At 70.9% G+C, this 20,591-nt stretch carries 12 protein-coding genes and 1 pseudogene; 2 read left to right on the top strand and 11 right to left on the bottom strand.

All coding sequences use genetic code 11. From position 1 onward, the window contains the following. Positions 1 to 117 precede the first annotated feature (117 nt). Positions 118 to 1,716 carry a glycosyltransferase gene (locus ACGF2V_RS02805; RefSeq protein WP_362624491.1) on the top strand — a complete coding sequence of 533 codons (1,599 nt, stop codon included), beginning with the start codon at positions 118 to 120 and terminating at the stop codon, positions 1,714 to 1,716. Continuing rightward, positions 1,713 to 2,312: an acyltransferase gene (locus ACGF2V_RS02800; protein WP_362624493.1), complete on the top strand. Its 600-nt coding sequence runs from the start codon at positions 1,713 to 1,715 to the stop codon at positions 2,310 to 2,312. Before ACGF2V_RS02805 ends, ACGF2V_RS02800 begins: the two co-directional genes overlap by 4 nt. Positions 2,313 to 2,396: 84 nt before the next feature. On the opposite strand, the gene ACGF2V_RS02795 is transcribed toward ACGF2V_RS02800, so the two are convergent. From ACGF2V_RS02795 to ACGF2V_RS02745, 11 genes and pseudogenes are all read right to left on the bottom strand, one after another. After that, positions 2,397 to 3,680 carry a nucleotide sugar dehydrogenase gene (locus ACGF2V_RS02795; protein ID WP_362624495.1) on the bottom strand — a complete coding sequence of 428 codons (1,284 nt, stop codon included), beginning with the start codon at positions 3,678 to 3,680 and terminating at the stop codon, positions 2,397 to 2,399. Positions 3,681 to 3,682: 2 nt separating this feature from the next. Beyond that, complete coding sequence (locus ACGF2V_RS02790) at positions 3,683 to 5,326, bottom strand: glycosyltransferase family 2 protein (RefSeq protein WP_362704277.1); 1,644 nt, start codon at positions 5,324 to 5,326, stop codon at positions 3,683 to 3,685. Continuing rightward, positions 5,323 to 6,900 carry a glycosyltransferase family 4 protein gene (locus ACGF2V_RS02785; protein WP_362624499.1) on the bottom strand — a complete coding sequence of 526 codons (1,578 nt, stop codon included), beginning with the start codon at positions 6,898 to 6,900 and terminating at the stop codon, positions 5,323 to 5,325. Before ACGF2V_RS02785 ends, ACGF2V_RS02790 begins: the two co-directional genes overlap by 4 nt. After that, positions 6,890 to 7,912, bottom strand: coding sequence for a Gfo/Idh/MocA family oxidoreductase (locus ACGF2V_RS02780; RefSeq protein ID WP_362624501.1), 1,023 nt, complete (start codon positions 7,910 to 7,912; stop codon positions 6,890 to 6,892). The genes ACGF2V_RS02785 and ACGF2V_RS02780 overlap by 11 nt, the downstream gene beginning before the upstream one ends. Continuing rightward, on the bottom strand, positions 7,909 to 9,027 hold the full coding sequence (locus tag ACGF2V_RS02775) for a DegT/DnrJ/EryC1/StrS family aminotransferase (RefSeq protein WP_362624502.1): 1,119 nt from the start codon (positions 9,025 to 9,027) through the stop codon (positions 7,909 to 7,911). Before ACGF2V_RS02775 ends, ACGF2V_RS02780 begins: the two co-directional genes overlap by 4 nt. Positions 9,028 to 9,417: 390 nt before the next feature. Beyond that, on the bottom strand, positions 9,418 to 13,608 hold the full coding sequence (locus tag ACGF2V_RS02770) for an Rne/Rng family ribonuclease (RefSeq protein WP_362704275.1): 4,191 nt from the start codon (positions 13,606 to 13,608) through the stop codon (positions 9,418 to 9,420). A gap of 233 nt (positions 13,609 to 13,841) precedes the next feature. Then, on the bottom strand, positions 13,842 to 14,624 hold the full coding sequence (locus ACGF2V_RS02765) for a TIGR03936 family radical SAM-associated protein (protein WP_362624539.1): 783 nt from the start codon (positions 14,622 to 14,624) through the stop codon (positions 13,842 to 13,844). A 429-nt stretch (positions 14,625 to 15,053) separates the two neighbouring features. Next, the gene (locus tag ACGF2V_RS02760; protein WP_362704273.1) at positions 15,054 to 15,704 is read right to left on the bottom strand and encodes a hypothetical protein; all 651 of its coding nucleotides are present in this window, start codon (positions 15,702 to 15,704) and stop codon (positions 15,054 to 15,056) included. A 184-nt stretch (positions 15,705 to 15,888) separates the two neighbouring features. Beyond that, entirely contained in the window at positions 15,889 to 16,761 is an 873-nt protein-coding gene (locus ACGF2V_RS02755; RefSeq protein ID WP_362624514.1) for an aldo/keto reductase, read from the bottom strand. A 29-nt stretch (positions 16,762 to 16,790) separates the two neighbouring features. Further along, positions 16,791 to 17,913 (bottom strand): annotated as a pseudogene (locus ACGF2V_RS02750) (JmjC domain-containing protein). Between the two features lie 657 nt (positions 17,914 to 18,570). Further along, the gene (locus ACGF2V_RS02745; protein WP_362704270.1) at positions 18,571 to 20,496 is read right to left on the bottom strand and encodes a TIGR03960 family B12-binding radical SAM protein; all 1,926 of its coding nucleotides are present in this window, start codon (positions 20,494 to 20,496) and stop codon (positions 18,571 to 18,573) included. Between the last annotated feature and the right edge of the window lie 95 nt (positions 20,497 to 20,591).

Below are 20,591 nucleotides of genomic sequence, written 5' to 3'. Positions count from 1 at the left end.
CCGTGCGGGTGCCGGTGACTCTCACAATTCCCTTGGCCACGGAGGTAGTTCGGGATTTTCCCTCACTCGCGATAGGCCGTACGGTCCCAGTTCCTGCCTCAACAGTGGAGCCTCCCCGTGCCAACACCACAGATCCCTGATGAACTTCTGGCCAGAACCGCCCGACGGGCAATCTCCAGACTGGCCCGCACCGACCGTCCGTTCATCGCCGAACGGGTCCTCGGTGTCTGCGCACACCGCGTTCAGGACCGGCGGCTCAAGGCCGAACTGCTCGGGGAGGCGGCCGCCGCACAACTCGGCCGAGGACTCGTCCCGCGCCACCTCGTCCCGGCATACGGGGCCGAACTGGCTTACGCGGACAGCGAATTCAAGGCCGGTCGGGAGAAGGAAGCCACGGCGGCCTTCGTTCGGGCGCTGATGCTGGCGTTCCACCGGGTCCCGCACGTCGACCGGCTCCACTCCCCCCTCTCGGACGACCCGGCGGGCTTCACCGCCCGTCTGCACGCCGGCGCCGTCGCGCGCGCGGTGGCCGCACCCCGCGGCCGGAGCGTGCCCGCGGCCACGCCCCCGTCCGACCGGCCGTTGCGGCTGCTCGTGGTGACCCGGGCCAACGCCAACTTCCTGGGACTGCTCACCGACCACTACGCGAACCACCCCGACGTCGAACTGAGCACCCTCGACCTGGCGGCCGACCCGGACCTGGCGCCGCTGGCCAAGGGCCTGCGGCGGATGGTCGAGGCACCGCTCGGGCTCCAGGACGCGTACGCGGCCCAGGTCGAAGCCGCCCTTCGCCCCCATCTCGACTGGGCGGACACCGTCTTCGTCGAGTGGTGCTCCACCGCCGCCGCGTTCATGACGCTGGTCGACCCCGGGAGCACCCGGGTGGTCGTACGTCTCCACAAGTACGAATCGTTCACGTACTGGCCTCACATCATGGACTTCACCCGGGTCGACGACATCGTGTTCATCGCGGAACACATGCGGGAGATGACCACCGCCGCCGTTCCCCGGCTGCTCGCACCCGACGCACCGCGCCTTCGTTTCCTGCACAACGCGCTGGACCTGCGGCGGTTCGACCGGCCCAAGGGCGAGGACGCCCGGTTCACCGTGGGTCTGGTGGGCATCGGGCAGATCGCCAAGGACCCGCGCTGGGCTCTCGACGTGATCAGGCTGCTGCGCGCCAAGGACGAGCGGTACCGCCTGCTCATGGTCGGCAACGGCATCGACCCCGCGCCGAGTGCGGCGGCCGCCGCCTACCGCGCGGCCCTGGATCGGGATCTGGCCGAGCTGGAGCCGACGGGCGCCGTGCACAGGATCGGCCCGAGCGACGACGTACCCGGCGTACTCACCGGCGTGGGAGTGATCCTCAGCAGTTCGGTCCGCGAGGGCTGCCACGTCGGCCTGATGGAGGGTGCGGCGTCCGGTGCCGTACCGGTGGTCCGGGACTGGCCGTTCGTGGCCGGACGGCCGCACAGCACCCGCACCCTCTTCCCCGAGGACTGGGTGGTCACCACGCCGGAGCAGGCCGCCGAACGCATCCTCGCCGTCACCTCCTGCGAGGAGATCCGGGCCGCGGCCGGGCGCGAGGCGTCCCGTCACGCGCTTGCGGCCTGGGACTGGGGAACCGTCCGGAACGACTACGACCGGCTGCTGCTGGGCGGGCACCAGGACGTATGCTCACCGGGCGAAGTCGCGCTCCGGAAGGCACAGAAGTGAGTTACAGAGTCCAGCCCACCGCCCAGGTCGACCAGACCGCCGAGATCGGCGACGGCAGCAGCGTCTGGGAACTCGCCCAGATCCGCGAACAGGCCCGCCTCGGTGAAGGCTGTGTCGTCGGGCGCGGCGCCTACGTCGGTACGGGCGTCCGGATCGGCGACAACGTCAAGATCCAGAACTACGCGCTGGTGTACGAGCCGGCCGAGCTGGCCGACGGTGTCTTCATCGGCCCCTCGGTGGTCCTCACCAACGACCACAACCCCCGCTCCGTGGATCCCGACGGCAAGCAGAAGCGCGGCGGGGACTGGGAGGCCGTCGGGGTCAAGATCGCCGAGGGTGCGTCGCTGGGCGCCCGTTCGGTCGCCGTCGCCCCGGTCCGGATCGGCCGCTGGGCCATGGTCGCGGCCGGTGCCGTGGTCACCAAGGACGTCCCCGACTTCGCTCTCGTCGTCGGCGTCCCCGCCCGCCGGATCGGCTGGGTCGGACGTGCCGGTGTGAAGCTCGTGGAGAGCGCGGACGAGCAGGGCGTGTGGGAGTGCCCGCAGACCGGTGCGCGCTACCGCGAGACCGACGAGTCCACGCTCCTCGAACTCTGACGGACGAACGGACCGGCCGCGCCGCCGGAACGTGCGAGGGGCCCCGGCCGCACGGCCGGGGCCCCTCGCACGTGCGCGGTGTGATCAGCCGCCGATGACGACGCGGCGCACGCCTTCCCAGCGGGCCGGGTCCGTGGTGCGGCGGCCGTCGACCAGGACGCGGACGTCCGGAAGGTCGGCGGCGGACAGTTCGCGGTACTCCGCGTGGTCGGCCTGGAGGATCGCGGCGGTGACGGTCTGGCCCTCGTGCGGGACGAGCCCGTGCGCGGCCAGTTCCTCGGCCGTGTACATCGGGTCCGAGACGAACGGCACCGCGCCGCGCGCCTTGAGTGCCTCGACGGTCGGGAAGACGCCGGAGAAGGCCGTCTCCTTCACGCCGCCGCGGTACGCCGCGCCCAGCACCAGCACGCCGACCCCGTCCAGGTCGCCGTAGGCGGCGGCGAGCAGGTCGACCGCGTACTCGGGCATGGCGGCGTTGGCCTCGCGCGCCGAGCGCACCACGGTCGCCGAGGGGTCGTTCCACAGGTACATCCGCGGGTAGATCGGGATGCAGTGGCCGCCGACGGCGATGCCCGGCCGGTGGATGTGGCTGTACGGCTGGGAGTTGCAGGCCTCGATGACCTTGAGGACGTCGATGTTCTGCTGGTCGGCGAAGCGGGCGAACTGGTTCGCCAGGCCGATGTTGACGTCCCGGTAGGTCGTCTCGGCGAGCTTGGCCAGCTCGGACGCCTCGGAAGTGCCCAGGTCCCAGACGCCGTTGGGGCGGGGCAGGTCCGCGCGCTCGTCGAAGTCCAGGACCGACTCGTAGAACGAGACGCCGTGCGCGGTCGACGCCTCGTCGATGCCGCCGACCAGTTTCGGGTAGCGGCGCAGGTCCGCGAAGACCCGGCCGGTGAGCACCCGTTCCGGGGAGAACACCAGGTGGAAGTCCTCGCCGGCCTTGAGGCCGGAGCCCTCTTCGAGCATCGGCGCCCAGCGGGTGCGGGTGGTGCCGACCGGCAGCGTGGTCTCGTAGCTGACGAGGGTGCCCGGCTTGAGCCCGGCGGCGATCGCCCGGGTCGCGGAGTCCATCCAGCCGAAGTCGGGGGTGCCCTCGGCGTCCACGAAGAGCGGGACGACGACCACGACGGCCTCGGACTCGGCCACGGCGGCGGCCGTGTCCGTGGTGGCGGTCAGCAGCCCCGCGTCGACGGTCTCCTTGAGCTTGACGTCCAGGTCGTGCTCGCCGGGGAACGGCTCGACACCGGCGTTGACCAGCTCCACGACCTTCTCGTTGACGTCGGCGCCGATCACCCGGTGGCCCTTGGCCGCGAACTGCACGGCGAGCGGCAGGCCGATCTTGCCCAGGGCGACTACACAGATGTTCATGGTCACTTCCTCTTGGAACGCGTGGCCCGGGTCAACCGGGATCGCAGCCGCGATCCCAGCGACTTCCTGGGCGGATGGAGCGGGCCCGTGCTGATCACCACACGCCCCTTGGAGTTGAGCTGTGCCGCGGCCCGGTACGGGTCCTTCTCGCCGTGCCAGCGGCGGGCCAGCGGCATGGGCTGTCCGTCCCCGCGTACGGGGATCTCGTACGTCCCTCCGGCCACGTCCACGAAGACGCGCACCCCGCGCTTGATCCTGCGCGGCTCCAGCGGGATCACGGCCCGCACCAGGGTCGCATCGCCGTCGGGCGCGATTTCGCGGGTGAACTTCCCTTGCGCGGGGGCTAGTTCGTACCCGTCCGGCAGTCGGCGGGCACGTGCCTTGTCTGCGCTCTTGGGCATGGCGCCCTCGACGAGACGGATCACGGCGGAGCCGGTCTCGCCGACGACACCGACACGGACCGTCAGCGCGAGCGCGAGCTCGTCGCCGGTCTGCACCCACCCCGACTCGACCAGCCGGGTCTTGGCTGCCAGGCGTCCGGGGACGATCTCTCCGACGAGTTCGAAGCAGCGGTCCGGGAGATCCAGACCCGCGTCGCGAAACCCGGGGTAGCGAGCGAAGGCCCGGCCGTCCTCCAGGTGGAAGGGGGGCGCCCCGTGCTCGGCCTCTTCGCTGATCGCACGGCAGAGTTCGTCGACGGCGCCGCGCTGCGCGAGCCAGAGCCTGGCGCGCAGCTTGACCGGGAGTCCGTCGCTCAGCGGGTCCGTCAGATAGGCGTCCGCGAGCCGGGTGATGCCGGCGCAGATGTCGCGCTTCGTCTCGTCGTCCAGCGCCACGAAATCGTCCTGGATGAGCTTGGAGAGCTCCCAGGTGAAATGACGCTTGAGGACGGCGTCCCGGTTCGGCCCCTCCTCGATCAGCCGGGCCGCGTGATCCATGATCATGGCGGTGCAGCGCAGCCGGGACAGGTGGTTCGCGCGGTAGGTGATGTTGCTGGCGTCCCCGCGCTTCACCGCGTAGTAGCAGGTGTAGTCGGCGACCACGGATATTCTGCGGGCCCGGACGCACGCCTCGATGGTGAAGGGCTGGTCGCTGCCGACCGGCATGTCCTCGGGGAAGCGCAGTTCGTTCTTCTCGACGAGATCGCGGCGGAAGAGCTTGGTGTTGGCGAGGGCGAACGGCAGCTCGGAGCCGTAGAGGCTGACGTCGGTGTCGTTGGCCTTGTACAGCGACTGGCGCACGTACCGTCCGTTGGTGCCGACCATCTTCCCTATGACGACGTCCGAACCGTTGCGGTCGGCGCAGGACACCATCCGCTCCAGCGCCTCCTCGCCGAGGTAGTCGTCGGAGCCGATGAAGTAGACGTACCGGCCGGTGGCGAGCTCCAGCGCCCGGTTGCTCGGCGCTGCGGGGCCACCGGAGTTGGGCTGGTGGACGACCTTGACCGTACCGGGGTAACGGGCGGCGAACCGGTCGAGCTCGGCGCCGCTGTCGTCCGTCGAACCGTCGTCGACCGCCACGACCTCCAGGCGGTCGAGGCCGATGGACTGCCCCACCAACGAGTTCAGGCACTCGGTGAGATAGGGCATGGTGTTGTAGACGGCGACCACCACGCTGACGTCGGGAACATCCGGTCTGTCGGTCACACGGTCACCTCGGCCGCTTTCTCGACGGATGGACGCCTGCTGTCGGGAAGAAGCCCCGTGTACACCTCGTCGAGCACCGCTGCCTGCGCCTCCCAGGTCCACTCGTCGAGCATTCCGGGCTTGTCGTAGACATCGCGGTACTTCTTCGGGTCCGCCAGGACCGCCTTCACCGCGCGGACGTAGTCCGCCACGTCCTCGGCCTTGAACACCTCGCCCTGTCCGGTCTGCGCGACCATGGCGCCCATCGTCTTCACGTCGCTCACCACGAACGGCAGCCGCGCGTGCGAGTACTCGAAGAACTTCGTGATGAGGGCGATCTCGTGATTCGGCCAGTGGTGGATCGGAATGACACCGAGATCCGCCGCCGAAAGGAAGCGCACGACCTGGTAATGCGGAACGTACGGGAGGATGTGCAGCCGGTCGCCCACGCCGAGTTCCTCGGCACGCTGCGCCAGCCCGGTCATGTACGGCGAAGCCGGGCGCAGCACGATGAACGCCACGTGCACGTCCGGAAGCTGCGGCAGCGACTCGACCATGATGTCCAGACCGCGCTGCGGGGCCGCCGCACCGCTGTAGACGGTCAACGGCACATCGGGACCGATGCCGCACAACTCGCGCAGGTCGGGCACCGGCTCCGCGGCCTGCTCGGGCGAGATCTGCCCGTCTGGCGCGTTCAGCACCACCGCGGGCTTCTTCGCCAGTCCGTGCCGCTCGGCCAGCATGTCCGCGAGGGTCGCCGAGACGGTCGTCACCGCGTCGGCGTGCTTGGAATAGGCGAGCTCGTGCAGGCACTGCGCGACATGCCAGCGCGGGTGCGGGTCCCACGGCTTGATGCCGGGCAGGAACTCGTGCGCGTCCCAGACGAGCTTGACGTTCCGCTTCGCCGCACGGGCACGCAGCACGGCTCGCGCGCCGATCCCCAGCATGCGGAAGTCGTTGGCGTGGATCAGGTCGGGCTTGAGCTCGTCGATCACCTTGCCGAAGGCCAGGTCGAGGTCGAGCAGGTAGGGGTCCAGCTTCCGCCAGGCGCGTCGGCCCATCACCCGCAGCCAGAACGCCGTGGTGAAGCGGTCGAGCGGGGAGTCCATCCGCTTGCGCCGGGCTTCCAGGGCCTGGGTGCGCCGGGCGCGCATCCCGACCCAGCGGCTGGCCGTCTTCGCGAAGATCCGCTGCGGCAGCAGCCAGAGCTTCGCCAACGGCGAACGCCTCTCGGCCGCCTCGATGAGGCGGATGTTGAGGTCGGCCCGCCACGCCTTCATCTTCTGCTTGCGATAGGCGGCGAGCGGGCCGGGGCGGTAGGCGAGCGGAGACCGCAGCCTGGCGCTCCGGTACTCGTGCCTGCGCCGTTGCATGGGCCCGGGCACCTTCAGCAGCCGGACGTTCGCTTCACCGATCTGCCAGTGCTGCTCGGACTTGCCGGGCGACTTGCCGAGAAGGATCACGTCCCAGCCGGCGTCGGCTGCGGAGCGTGCCTCCTTCTGCACACGGGAGTCGCCGTTCACCCCGTTGTCGACGAGCATGACGATCCGGCCGCGGGTGCCGGACCGCGGTGCCGCGGTGTTCTCAAGATCCATGTGATGCGAGTTCTTCCCCGGAGATCGTGACGGTGTGTCCGCTGCTCGCCGACTCCAGCACGGCAGCGGCCACTTCTACCGTTCTGAGCCCTTCCCTCAGCGTGCAGATGTCCTTGGAGACGCCCAGGACGGCGTCCCTGAAGAGCTCGTGCTCGACGAGCAGCGGCTCACGCTTCGGTATGGCGTAACGGATCATGTCGCCCTCGGAGACGCCGCGGAATGCCTGGAGGGCCTCCCATTCGGTGGCCACCGCCGCGTTCGAGTGGAAGGTGAGGTCCGCGGTGAGGGTGTCGGCGATGAAGGTGCCGCGCTCGCCGGTGACGGAGGTGAAACGTTCCTTGAGCGGGCTGAGCCAGTTGACCAGGTGGTTGACCATGGTGCCGTCGGAGAGCCGGCCCACGGCCGAGACCATGTCCTCGTGCGGGCGGCCGGACTTCGAGACGGTGTGGGCGGCGATCGACGTGTAGGTGCTGCCGGTCACCCAGCCGGTCAGGTCGATGTCGTGGGTGGCCAGGTCCTTCACCACGCCGACGTCGGCGATGCGGTGCGGGAACGGGCCCTGGCGGCGGGTGACGACCTGGTACACGTCGCCGAGCTCGCCGGCCTCCAGACGGGCGCGCATCGAGCGGAGCGCCGGGTTGCAGCGTTCGATGTGGCCGACGCCGGCGACCAGGCCGCGCGTCTCGAACGCCTCGACGAGGCGGCGGGCGCCCTCGACGGTGTCGGCGACCGGCTTCTCGATCAGCGCGCAGACCCCGGCCTCGGCGAGCTGGAGGCCGACCGGTTCGTGCAGCGCGGTCGGGCAGGCCACGACGGCGTAGTCGACTCCGAGCGCGATCAGTTCGTCGACCGAGGAGAGCACGGGGGCGCCCTGCGCCCAGCCGTTCTTGTCCCCCATCGGGTCGACGACACCGACCAGCTCCACACCGTCGAGTCCGGCGAGGACGCGGGCGTGGTGGCGGCCCATGGAGCCCAGGCCGACGAGTCCGGCCCTCAGTGTCCTGGCGGTCACAGGTTCTCCCCCAGCTCGTTCACGGCGGCGGCGATGCGCTCCAGGTCGTCCGCCCCGAGGGCCGGGTGCACGGGCAGCGAGACGACCTCGGCCGCGGCCCGCTCGGTCTCGGGCAGGTCCCAGGTACGGCCGGCCTTCTGGTCCGGCTCCCAGTACGGCTTGAGCCGGTGGATCGGGGTCGGGTAGTAGACGGCGTTGCCGATGCCCGCCTCGGTGAGCTTCGCCATCGCGGCGTCGCGGTCACCCCGCACCCGGATCGTGTACTGGTGGTAGACGTGCCGGGCGCCCTCGGAGACCGGCGGCGTCGTGACGTTCGGGGCGGTGATGTGGGCGTCGAGGTACGCGGCGTTGGCGCGGCGCTGCTCGGTCCAGCCGGCCAGCTTGGTCAGCTGTACGCGGCCGACGGCGGCGGCCACGTCCGTCATGCGCATGTTGGCGCCGACGATCTCGTTGGCGTACCGCTGCTCCATGCCCTGGTTGCGCAGCAACCTGAGCGTGCGCGCGACCTCGGCGTCGGCCGTGGTGATCATGCCGCCCTCGAGGGAGTGCATGTTCTTGGTCGGGTAGAAGCTGAACGTTCCGCCGGAGCCGAAGGCGCCGACCGGGGTGCCGCCCAGGGACGCGGCGTGCGCCTGGCAGGCGTCCTCGACCACGGCGAGCTTGTGCTTCTCGGCGATGGGCATGAGCTTGTCCATCGCGGCCGGGTGACCGTACAGGTGCACCGGCATGATCGCCGCGGTGCGCGGCGTGACGGCGGCCTCGACGGCTGCCGGGTCCAGGCCGAAGCTGCCGGGCTCGATGTCGGCGAAGACCACGTCGGCGCCGGTCAGCCGGACGGCGTTGGCGGAAGCGGCGAAGGAGAACGACGGGACGATGACCTCGTCGCCCGGGCCGATGCCGAGGGCGAGCAGCAGCAGGTGGAGCGCGGAGGTCCCGGAGTTGACCGCTACGCAGTGGCGTCCGGCGACCAGCTCGGAGAAGCCCTCCTCGAAGGCCGCGACCTCCGGGCCCTGCACGACGCGACCGCTGCGCATGACGCGTACCACGGCCTCGATCTCTTCGTCACCGATCGCCGGTCGGGCAGCAGGGATCGTCTCCCTGTTGTCGCTCGACATGGACATCCTCCTTGAACACCGCAAGAGCTGTGACCGGCGAAGGTTCGAGGGCATGCGAACGTCGGCATGAGGCCCCGCCGCCTCGGCGCACGGCCGATTCATTGGACAATATATTGCGCTCAAATCACCCGTACGCCCCCGAGGGCAGTGCACTTGGGGTCCGGAGGGTGGTCCGTCCTGCCGGAAACGGGCCGACGCGCCGATGAGCACTCTCAGGAATGACATATCCGGCGTCAGCCGCGTCACATTATCAGGCTTTTCATACCGCGTTTCGTTCAGGTTGGGGCCGCCGGAGCGCCGTCCCCGTGATCCATGTCGAGTCGGCACGCGCCGAAGAGGCGCGGCCCTCATGAGAGGGGCCGCGCCTCTTCGGTGTCGCCCGATGGACGGTCAGCTCTCCGTGTCGGCCGACACGGACGGCCGCTCGGCCGCGACGGTCTTCTTCGCCGCCGCCTTCTTCGCTGTCGTCTTCTTGGCCGTCGTCTTCTTGGCCGTCGTCTTCTTGGCCGTCGTCTTCTTCGCGGCGGTCTTCTTGGCCGTGGTGGTCTTCTTGGCAGCCGTCTTCTCGGTGGCCGCCTTCTTGGCCGCGGCCTTCTTGACGGTCTTGCGGGCCGTCTTCTTGGCCGGAGCCTCGGCCTCCGTGGCGTCGACAGTGCTCTGCGACGCCTCGGCTGCGGACGTCCCGCTCTGCGACGCCTCGGCCGCGAGGGCCGCCGGGGCCTTCGCGGGCTCCGCCGGTAGGGCCTCGGCCTGTGCCACTGCGGTACCCGTCACCACGACGACCTCCGCCGCGTCCGCTCCCGCGGGCGAACCCGCGGGGGCGGTGACCTTACGGGTCACGCGGCGCCGGGGGCGCGGCGGAGCCGGCTCGGCGGCCACCTCCACCGGTGCGGCCTCGGGCTGTGCGGCCTCGGCCACCGGAGCCTGGGCGTCGACCGGAGCCTCGGCGTCGACCGGGGCCACCGTGGTCACGACCTCCTCGATCGGCTCGGCCTGAGCCGGCGAGCCCGCCGGGGCGGTCGCCTTGCGGGTCGCCCGTCGGCGCGTACGCCCCCTCGGAGCCTCGGCCGCGGGAGCCTCCGTCACCACCGGGGCCTCGGCGACGGGCTCCGGCTCCGCCACCGGCTCGGCATCCACGACCACGACCGGCTCCGGCTCGGCCACCACGGCGGGGGCCGTCGCGACCTTCGGGGCCGATGCCTTACGCGTCGTACGGCGTCGGCCACGGCCGCGCGTCGCGGCCGCCTCGGCCTCGGCGGCGCTGCTGTACAGCTCCTCGTCCGGGGCGAACTCCGGCTCGGGCAGCGCCACGGGGGCGGCCACCTCGGCAGCGACCTCGGCCTCGGTCTCGGGCTCGACGGCGGCCTCGGCCGTGGTACCGGCCTCGGTCCCGGCCGTTGCCTCCGTGACGTGCTCGTGGTCGTGACCCGCGCCACCGCGACCGCGCTTCTTGGGACGCTTGCCGTTGCCGCCGCCGATCGAGGCCGGCTGCGGCATGTGCACGATCACGCCGCGCCCGTTGCAGTGGACACAGGATTCGGAGAACGACTCCAGCAGCCCCTGCCCCACCCGCTTACGGGTCATCTGGACCAGGCCCAGGGAGGTCACCTCGGCGACCTGGTGCTTCGTACGGTCGCGTCCCAGGCACTCCAGCAGGCGCCGCAGCACCAGGTCCCGGTTGGACTCCAGCACCATGTCGATGAAGTCGACGACGACGATGCCGCCGAGGTCGCGCAGCCGAAGCTGGCGCACGATCTCCTCGGCCGCCTCCAGGTTGTTCTTGGTGACGGTCTCCTCGAGGTTGCCGCCCTGACCGGTGAACTTGCCGGTGTTGACGTCGACCACGACCATCGCCTCGGTCTTGTCGATCACCAGCGAGCCGCCGCTCGGCAGATAGACCTTCCGGTCCAGCGCCTTCATCAGCTGCTCGTCGATCCGGTAGGTCGCGAAGACGTCGACCTCGGAGGTCCACCGCGACAGGCGGTCCGCGAGGTCCGGCGCCACCTGCGAGACGTATCCGTGGATGGTCTCCCACGCGTCGTCACCACTGACGATGACCTTGGAGAAGTCCTCGTTGAAGATGTCGCGGACGACCCGGACCGTCATGTCCGGCTCGCCGTAGAGCAGCGTCGGCGCGTTGGAGCCGCTGGTGTTCTTGGCCTTCTTCTGGATGTCGGCCCACTGCTGCTGCAGCCGTTCGACGTCGCGGCGCAGCTCGTCCTCGCTCGCGCCCTCCGCGGCGGTGCGGACGATGACGCCCGCGTCCTCGGGGACGATCTTCTTGAGGATGGTCTTCAGCCGGGCCCGCTCGGTGTCGGGCAGCTTGCGGCTGATGCCGGTCATCGAGCCCTCGGGCACGTAGACCAGGTAGCGGCCGGGCAGCGAGACCTGGCTGGTCAGGCGGGCGCCCTTGTGACCGATCGGGTCCTTGGTCACCTGGACGAGGACGGACTGGCCGGACTTCAGCGCGGTCTCGATACGGCGCGGCCCATGGGCCATGCCGAGCGCCTCGAAGTTCACCTCACCGGCGTACAGAACGGCGTTGCGGCCCTTGCCGATGTCGACGAAGGCGGCCTCCATGGACGGCAGTACGTTCTGCACCTTGCCCAGGTAGACGTTGCCGACGTAGCTGGTGGCCTGCTCCTTGTTGACGTAGTGCTCGACGAGCACGTTGTCCTCGAGGACGCCGATCTGGGTGCGCTCGCCGTTCTGGCGGACGACCATCACGCGCTCGACGGCCTCGCGGCGGGCCAGGAACTCGGCCTCAGTGATGATCGGGACGCGGCGGCGGCCCTGCTCACGGCCCTCACGGCGGCGCTGCTTCTTCGCCTCCATACGGGTCGAGCCCTTGATGGACTGGACCTCGTCGAAGCCCGTTCCCGGCTCCCGCTCCTCCTTCTTGCGGGGCTCGCGGACCTTGACGACCGTACGCTCCGGGTCGTCCGCGCCGACCTCGGCGTCGGCGGCGAGGTCCCCGCTGCGACGGCGACGGCGCCGACGACGGCGGCTGCTGCTCGTCCCGGAGGCGGCGGTCTCGTGCTCCTCCTCCGCCTCGGCCTCCTGGGCGTGCTCCCGCTCGTCCTCGGCGTGGTCGACGGCCGCGGCCTCGTCGTCGTGCTGCTCCGGGGCCTCCTCGCCCTCGTGGTTCTCACCACGACGACGGCGGCGGCCTCCGCGACGGCGGCGACGCGTGGGGCGGTCGCCGTACTCGTCCGCCTCTTCGCCCTCGGCCTCGGCCTCGGCCTCGTGCTCGGCCTCGTGCTCGGCCTCGCCTGCTTCCTGCGGCGCGAACTCCTCCTCGGCGGGCTCCTCCGCCGCGGGGGCGGTCTGCTCGGGCTCGACGGCCTCACCGCGACGGCGGCGACGGCGACGCGAACCGGCCGGCGGTGCGGCCTCGGCGGCGGGCTGCTCCTCGACCGCCTCGGCCTCCTCCTCGGCCTCGATCTCCGCGTGACGCGAAGCGGCAGCGGCGGCGGCCGCGGTCTCCGGCGTCTGGAACATGGGCTCGGTGAAGACCGGGGCCTGGAACACGGCCACGGCGGGACGCGTCGCGCGACGGCTCGTGCGTACGGGCTCCTCGTCCTTGCCCGTGTCCTTGCCCGTGAACTCGGGCCGGCCGGCCGGGGCGGTGACGCGGCGGCGACGGCGGCCGTGCGGCGCGGCGTCCTCGGGGGCCGTCTCGGCGGCCGGTGTCTCGGCCACGGCGGGCGTCTCGGCCACGGGCTCGGCCTGGGCGGCGGGCTCGGCCGCCGACGTTCCGGCCACGGGCTCGGACAGGCTCTCGGCGGCGCCGGCGGCGGTCCCGGTGGTCTTGGGCGCGCCCGCCGGGGCGGTCGCCTTGCGGACGGCACGACGACGCGGGCGCGCGGACGGTGCGGCTTCGGCCTCCGGCTGCAGTCCGGCCCCGGTCTCCGTCTCCGTCTCCGTCTCCGGAGCATTGGCGGCCGGGATCGTGTCGGTGGCCTCGGCGGCCGTCTTTGCGGGTACGCGCGCCGCGACGGCCTCGGCGGACTGCGGGGAGCCGGCGGGAGCCGACGCCCTGCGCCGGGTACGTCCACGCGGTGCGGCGGGCGCGGGCTCGGCCGCCGCCGCGGGGGCCGCCTCCTCGACGGTCTCCGCCGTCGCGACGGGCTCGCTGATCTGAACGGGCTCGGCCGTCTTCGGCGAACCCGCCGGGGCGGTCGCCTTGCGGACGGCACGACGACGCGGGCGCGCCGGAGCAGCCTCCACGACCTCGGGCTCGGCCGACCCCTCGGCCCGCGCCTCAGCTGCCTCGACAGGCTCACTCGCCTTCGGCGAACCCGCCGGAGCCGTCGCCTTGCGGACGGCACGACGACGCGGGCGCGCGGGCGGCGCGGCCTCCGCCTCCGGGGCGCTGTCGCTCCCGTCGGCGATGGCGGTGTCGGTCACCAGGACGTCCACGGCCGTTATGGCCGGGGCGTCGACGTCCTGCACCTCTGTCACCGGCGGACCGGCCGGGCGGGACGCGGCACGCCGCCTGCGGCGCGGCGGCAGCTTGTCGCCGGGTGCGTTGTTCTCTTCGATGTTCCCGGTCGTGCCGGGTTCGTTGACCTGGGGCATGCGGGCGTTTCTCCCGTCAGGCTCCCGGGCGCCGCGTCTGGTTCCGGTCCGTCACGGTCCGCGTGATGTGCGCGATACCGTCGTCCGGGGCGCGGGCGCCGCACGGGAGCTCGGTGTTTGGCTCGCCGGTTCCGTACGTGATGTGCGTACGGCCTGGCGAAAGTCTTATTGAGTCATCGCGCGGTCCGACCCAGGTGGCTCCCGAGTCCCAGGACTGCGCTGCAACGACCGCCTTACGCGGAACCTGCACCTTCCGTCGCCGTCGCGACGGCTGTCCCGACGGCCGTGGGTGGAGCGGCCGGGGCTGCCTCGCGGTCGGGCGCGAGCGGGTCGGTCACCGTGCCGGACTCCTCGTCGAAGAGCCCCTGCGCCAGCCTGGTCACCGCTACCGGGACCGGCGGCGCCAGGTCGGCCACAACGCGGAGACCGGACAGGACGTCGTCAGGTCGGACGGCAGGTGTCACGTGCCGAACAACCAGCCGCAGTATCGCACAGGGCCTGTCCTCGGACCCATCAGGCCGAGAATCGAGGACCCGCAGGTCGACCACGGCGGCGCGGGCGTCGAAGGTCCGCACGCCGTTCTTCGCCCGGCGCTGCACCTCGACGCTCTCCGCGCCGTTGAAGGCGTCCACGGCCTCGATCGCCTCCTCGACGGGGACCCCGTCGACACGCAGCTCCCACACGGAGGCGGTCAGCCGCTCGGCGAGACCCGACGTACGGGCCTCCACCGCGTCGACGATGTCGAGGCCGTCCGGCAGCGAGGCGTTGAGCAGTTCACGCAGAACGGCCGGGTCCCGCGCCTCGGTGAGGGCGATCTCCAGGAACTCGGCTTCGCTGCCCGTGCCGGTGGGGGCGGCATTGGCGTACGACACCTTCGGGTGCGGGGTGAACCCTGCCGAGTAGGCCATGGGCACCTCGGAACGGCGCAGTGCCCGCTCGAAGGCGCGCTGGAAGTCGCGGTGACTGGTGAACCGGAGGCGGCCGCGCTTGGTGTAGCGCAGTCGGATGCGCTGCACCGCCGGTGCGGGCGGCGGGCCTTCGGGCTGTCGCTTGCCCAGTGGTTCTTCTCCTCGGTGCGGGGCGGACACGGTGGCATGCCGCCCACGAAATGCGGGTGGCCCGGGGGCCCGTCCGGCTCACGCCCGCTCGGCGGTCTGTCCTCCGAGCGGGGAGATCTCTGGTGCGGGCGCCGCGCTGGGCACAGTCGTTGCAATACCCAGAGTACGCGCAAGGGCGCTCCAGGGTTCCCAGGGCTCGGACGCCCCTGCCCCGCCCGCCCCCGCCGACCACCGCCGCCGGACGTCGGCGACGGGCATCAAGAGCCCCGGAGCCCTTCTCCCCGTGCCCCGCGTCCGGCCCGTTCCGGCTCTCCGGCGGGCAGTCCGTACGACGGGAGCCCCGGCCCGCCCCGCGGCGGGCGGGGGCCGCTGTCATACGCGGGCCTGTCAGCCGCTGACCTCGGAGTGCACCGGAACTGGCGGCCGAACGCCCGTGAGTGACTCCGCCCGCGCCAGTAGACGCGGAGCCAGGTCCGGGTACCAGCCACGGGCTACGGCTTGCAGCATCTCTGCCAGGGCCGCAAGCTCCCCGACTCGGCCGGCTGGGGTGTCCAGGACCGAAGCGAACTCCAGGCGGACTCGGTCCGCCACATCGGGAACGAGCAGGCTGTTCGCGTGGAGAAGGCCCACGTCGTAGCCGTAGGGCACCAGGCCCCACCGCTCCCAGTCCAGCAGGGTCAGGGGCGTGGTCGTGAGGTTACCCCAGTGCAGGTCACCGTGACCGGTCACCCGCTCGACCTTGACCGGGGCAGGGATGCCGAGGAACTGGGGGAAGGCGCGTTCGATCCACCCGTGCCGGACAGTGACCTTCACTCCCTCCGCCCCAGCTAGCAGGGCCAGGGCTCGGCGCAGGTCGGCCCACCACTCGGCAGGCAAGCCGGGGTCGCGGTCCAGGTCGGCGCGCTCGGGGGACACGACGGGGTGTGCCACGTAGTCGAGGACTTCGGCCTCGAAGGCCCACTCCCCGTCAGTCCAGTCGTGCACGTCGTACAGGCGCGGGCGCGGGACCGCATCAGGCACCAGCAGGGAAGCCCCCACGATGCCCTCCCCCTCTTTCCTGCCCGCGTTCCTCCCTGGCCGCCGGCCTACACGTAGCCACCGCTCCCCCGCCTGCCGACCGAGGGTCACACCTTGGAACCCCCAGGCCAGCGGACCCGTACACGTGAGCCCCAGAGCCTTGGCCGCCCTGTCGTGCGCGGCCTCCATCAGGGTCTGTACGTCCTCACTCGGCGGCGAGTTCATCGGTCACCCTCCTCAGTTCCTCGGCCGTCAGGGGCGCAGCCAGAGCCTTCGCCGCATCGTCCCAGTGTTCGCGGGTGCTCGCTGAAGTCAGGACGACATCGAGGCCGGGGCACGATCCGGCAGCCAGCAGGGCAGCGGCTGCGGCCGACAGGCCGGGACGGATGAAGTTCACCAGTTCGGGTGCCATGGCACCCAGCAGTTCGCCCCCGTGCAGAGGGGCAGAGCCGAACGTGATCAGCCCCGCGTCCTTCGCCTGCACCAGCGGTCCGCCGCCGTTGAGTGCCTGCCTGATCAGGTCATCCATGATCAGACTGACGGGCATCTGCAACCCCGTGAAGTGGTGCTCGGCGGAACCCGCCGCCTGTCGGGCGAGCGCAAGCAACTCGGGAACCGTGAACGCTTCGGAGGTCAGGCCCGTCCAGGTGGCGACGCCGTACCCGTCGATCTTGCCCGCATGGGCGAACTCTTCCAGCGCCGTGAAGGCTTCCCGTACACGCCAGTGCAGAGCGGCACGGTCGAGGCCGTGCCCGTGGTGCTCGGGGTTGTGCAGGAACACCAGGTCGACGCGGCCGAGTGTGGCCAACGAACGCTCCGTCTGCCAGCGAACGAAGCCCGGTTCAAGGCTGTGCCGACTGGCCGTCTCTTCCTGGGTGAGCACGCCTTCAGCCAGGGCGGTGCGGCCTTGCTTCTCCGTGAAGAACCCTGTCTTCGTGGCCACCCGAACGGTGGGGTACTCGCCGAGAACCGGGCGCAGCGCCTCGTGTGCTCCGCCGTGGGCGTAGTTGGGTGCCGTATCCACCCAGGGGCTACCAGCAGCCAGGGCGGTGCGTGCCGCCTGACTGACGGCACGCACGCGGTATGTCCCCAGGGAGAGAGCGGCAGTCACAGCGCGGTCCCCACGACCGCGACGGCGTGGCCCTCGATGAGGGCCGAGACCAGCTCGGCCACGTCCTTGATCTCCAATCCGGCGGAGTCGGCCATCTCCCCGAGCGTGGTCGGCTGACCGGTCAGCAGCGTGCCCAGGACGGGAAGGGCCGACTCGGCGAAGTCCCAGGCGGTACCGGCCGCCGAGAACGTGACCGTGCTGTGGGCGGGGTTCGCCGTCAGACGGCCCCGAGGGGCAGTCAGCTTGACCGTGATCTCAGGACGTGCGGGCAGCCCGTCCACGTAGGGCAGCGAGGGAATGGCGTGCCCCAGGTCGGTCGTGTCGATGGACTCCGCCCACCGCTCCACCAACCGGGGATCGGCCAGTTCGCGGGATGTCCTTGCGCAGCGCGAGGGACGACCGGAGCTGATCCACGACCCAGAGCATGAGGTCCGCGCCCGTGTGCGGGACCATGCCGAACGTCAGGTGTAGCGATTCCGTCCCCTGGTCGGCCGTGACCGCGTGCCACCAACCGCGCGGCAGGTAGAGCACATCGCCGGGGGCGAGAACGATGTCCGCCACCGGGTCGCCCTCGGGCCTCTCCGGCGACTCCACGTCCCGGGTCGGAGCCTCACGTGTAGAGCCGTACAAGCGCCACCGCTTCGAGCCGTGGACCTGCACCACCACGACATCGTGGTCGTCCCAGTGCAGGCCGAAGCCCTCCCGATCGGTCCAGGACGCGTACGCGTTGGCCTGCACGGACGTGCCGAGGAACCGTTCAAGACCTTCGGCAGCCGCACCCACGACTGGGTGGGTCTTCTCGACCGCATCGAGGACCAGCGACGCCCCGTCCTTGAGCTGGGCGTGGAAGTCGGTCGGCTGGATGCGCGACCAGGTGACCGCGCGGCGGTTCGTGGTCGGGATCGCGTAGCGGTGAAGGGGGACCATCTCGCCGTCCACTGACAGGCGCAGCCGAGGCGGCTCCAGTCGTTGTGTGGCGATGATTCGGTTCAGGTCGTCCCAGGAGAACAGGCCCGCCGTGTCGGCGGCGCCGGGGAAGCGCGCGTAGGAGCGGTGGTACGTCTGGGCGAGGAACGTGTCCCCGCCCAGACGCCCCGCCCACGAGGCGGCATCAAGCATCGCGGGCAGCCCCGTCAGTCGTTGCCGCCAGAACGCCCGCTACTGACGTCCGACTCCTGCTCGGCACGCGTCCGCGCAGCCACGATCTTGCGCTTCGCGACGAGCAGGCCACCCCCCTCGGGGCCACAGAACCGGTCGAGGACCCGAAGCCCGGCTACGTCGCCGACTGGCCCGACCTCCCGAAGTGGCAGCAAGAGACCGACGCCGACATCTTCGAGGCCATCGAGAACGCTGCCTCCTGATCCTGGCCGCTTGAGACAGCCCCCGGAGCGAGCGGTGCATACCCACCGGACCGGGGGCTGAGCCTTGCCCAGGAGCGCCACGCGGACGCCTGCCGGGCGAACAGCCCCCGAGGGTGGCATCCGACGCGGCGGGGGCGTACAGCCCCTCTCGCAGCCGGTGAGCCCGCCTCACTCAGGACAGGCGAGAGGCGCCCGGCTGTTACTGCCCGGACGCCTCTCGTCAGCTACACCCACTCGACCGCCGAGACGATGCCCGGATCTTGCCGAGGAGCAGGGTGCGGCGTACGCCGCACAGGGCGGGAAGCCTGCTCACGCTCCCTCGTCCCCAGCCCCCGAAGGATCTCGGTACGCTCCGCCTCGCTCATGCCAGCGAGCGTCTCAGCCATCCTCTGGACGGCATCGCCGCTGGTCACGGCTACTTCTTGACCTCAAGCGGCAGCAACTTCTTGCCGGTCGGGCCGATCTGGATGCTGGTGTCCATCTGCGGGCAGACGCCACAGTCGAAGCACGGGGTCCAGCGGCAGTCCTCGACCTCGGTCTCGTCGAGCGCGTCCTGCCAGTCCTCCCAGAGCCAGTCCTTGTCCAGGCCGGAGTCCAGGTGGTCCCAGGGCAGGACCTCCTCGTAACTGCGCTCGCGGGTGGTGTACCAGTCGACGTCCACGCCGTACTCGGGCAGCGTCTTCCCGGCGGCGGTCATCCAGTTGTCGAAGCTGAAGTACTCGCGCCAGCCGTCGAAGCGGCCGCCGGACTCGTAGACCTCGCGGATGACGGAGCCGACGCGGCGGTCGCCGCGTGAGAGCAGGCCCTCGACGATGCCGGGCTTGCCGTCGTGGTAGCGGAAGCCGATGGAACGGCCGTACTTCTTGTCGCCGCGGATCTTGTCGCGGAGCTTGGCCAGCCGGGCGTCGGTCTCCTCGGCGCTCAGCTGCGGGGCCCACTGGAACGGGGTGTGCGGCTTGGGCACGAAACCGCCGATGGAGACCGTGCAGCGGATGTCGTTCTGGCCGGAGACCTCGCGGCCCTTGGCGATCACGTTGACCGCCATGTCGCCGATCTGGAGGACGTCCTCGTCGGTCTCGGTGGGCAGCCCGCACATGAAGTACAGCTTCACCTGGCGCCAGCCGTTGCCGTAGGCGGTGGCGACCGTGCGGATCAGGTCCTCCTCCGAGACCATCTTGTTGATCACCTTGCGCATCCGCTCGGAGCCGCCCTCGGGGGCGAAGGTGAGTCCGGAGCGGCGGCCGTTGCGGGTGAGCTCGTTGGCCAGGTCCACGTTGAACGCGTCGACGCGGGTGGAGGGCAGCGAGAGGCCGATCCTGTCGTCCTCGTACCGGTCGGCGAGGCCCTTGGCGATGTCTCCGATCTCGGTGTGGTCGGCGGAGGACAGCGAGAGCAGCCCGACCTCCTCGAAGCCGGTCGCCCTGAGCCCCTTCTCGACCATCTCGCCGATGCCGGTGATGCTTCGCTCCCGCACGGGGCGCGTGATCATGCCGGCCTGGCAGAAACGGCAGCCGCGGGTGCAGCCGCGGAAGATCTCGACGGACATCCGCTCGTGGACGGTCTCGGCGAGGGGGACGAGGGGCTGCTTCGGGTACGGCCACTCGTCGAGGTCCATCACCGTGTGCTTCGACACCCGCCACGGCACGCCCGACCTGTTGGGTACGACACGGCCGATGCGCCCGTCCGGGAGGTACTCCACGTCGTAGAAGCCCGGGACGTACACGCCGCCGGTCTTCGCGAGACGGAGGAGGATCTCCTCGCGACCGCCGGGACGGCCCTCGGCCTTCCAGGCGCGGATGATGTCGGTGATCTCCAGCACGGCCTGCTCGCCGTCACCGATCACCGCACAGTCGATGAACTCGGCGATCGGCTCCGGGTTGAACGCGGCGTGGCCGCCGGCCAGCACGATCGGGTCGTCGACGGTGCGGTCCCGGGCCTCCAGCGGGATGCCCGCGAGATCCAGCGCGGCGAGCATGTTGGTGTAGCCGAGCTCGGTGGAGAAGCTCAGCCCGAAGACGTCGAACGCCTTGACCGGGCGGTGGCCGTCCACCGTGAACTGCGGGACCCGGTGCTTGCGCATCAGCTCCTCAAGGTCCGGCCACACGCTGTACGTGCGCTCGGCGAGGACGCCCTCGCGCTCGTTGAGCACCTCGTAGAGGATCATGACGCCCTGGTTGGGGAGCCCGACCTCGTACGCGTCCGGGTACATCAGCGCCCAACGGACATCGCATTCGTCCCACGGCTTGACGGTGGAGTTCAGCTCACCGCCGACGTACTGGATGGGCTTCTGCACATGCGGGAGCAGAGCTTCGAGCTGTGGGAAGACCGAATCGACAGACATCGCGAACTTTCGAGAGCCGGCAAGGGTGACCATCCAGCGTACCCCGGCTCCCGGTCTCCCAGCGCCCTGCGGCCGTCCCCTCGCCGATGCCCTCC

Origin of the sequence: Streptomyces sp. NPDC047982 (assembly GCF_043204165.1) — a bacterium.
GTDB lineage: Bacteria > Actinomycetota > Actinomycetes > Streptomycetales > Streptomycetaceae > Streptomyces.
Note: the sequence above shows the minus strand (reverse complement) of the source record. Positions and strands in the feature narration are given on the sequence as shown.

What these genes read in the sequence shown, in the direction of transcription:
- ACGF2V_RS02775 (WP_362624502.1), bottom strand. Translation starts at nt 9,027, where the DNA reads ATGTCGAGCGACAACAGGGAGACGATCCCTGCTGCCCGACCGGCGATC.
- ACGF2V_RS02745 (WP_362704270.1), bottom strand. Translation starts at nt 20,496, where the DNA reads ATGTCTGTCGATTCGGTCTTCCCACAGCTCGAAGCTCTGCTCCCGCAT.
- ACGF2V_RS02785 (WP_362624499.1), bottom strand. Translation starts at nt 6,900, where the DNA reads ATGGATCTTGAGAACACCGCGGCACCGCGGTCCGGCACCCGCGGCCGG.
- ACGF2V_RS02770 (WP_362704275.1), bottom strand. Translation starts at nt 13,608, where the DNA reads ATGCCCCAGGTCAACGAACCCGGCACGACCGGGAACATCGAAGAGAAC.
- ACGF2V_RS02795 (WP_362624495.1), bottom strand. Translation starts at nt 3,680, where the DNA reads ATGAACATCTGTGTAGTCGCCCTGGGCAAGATCGGCCTGCCGCTCGCC.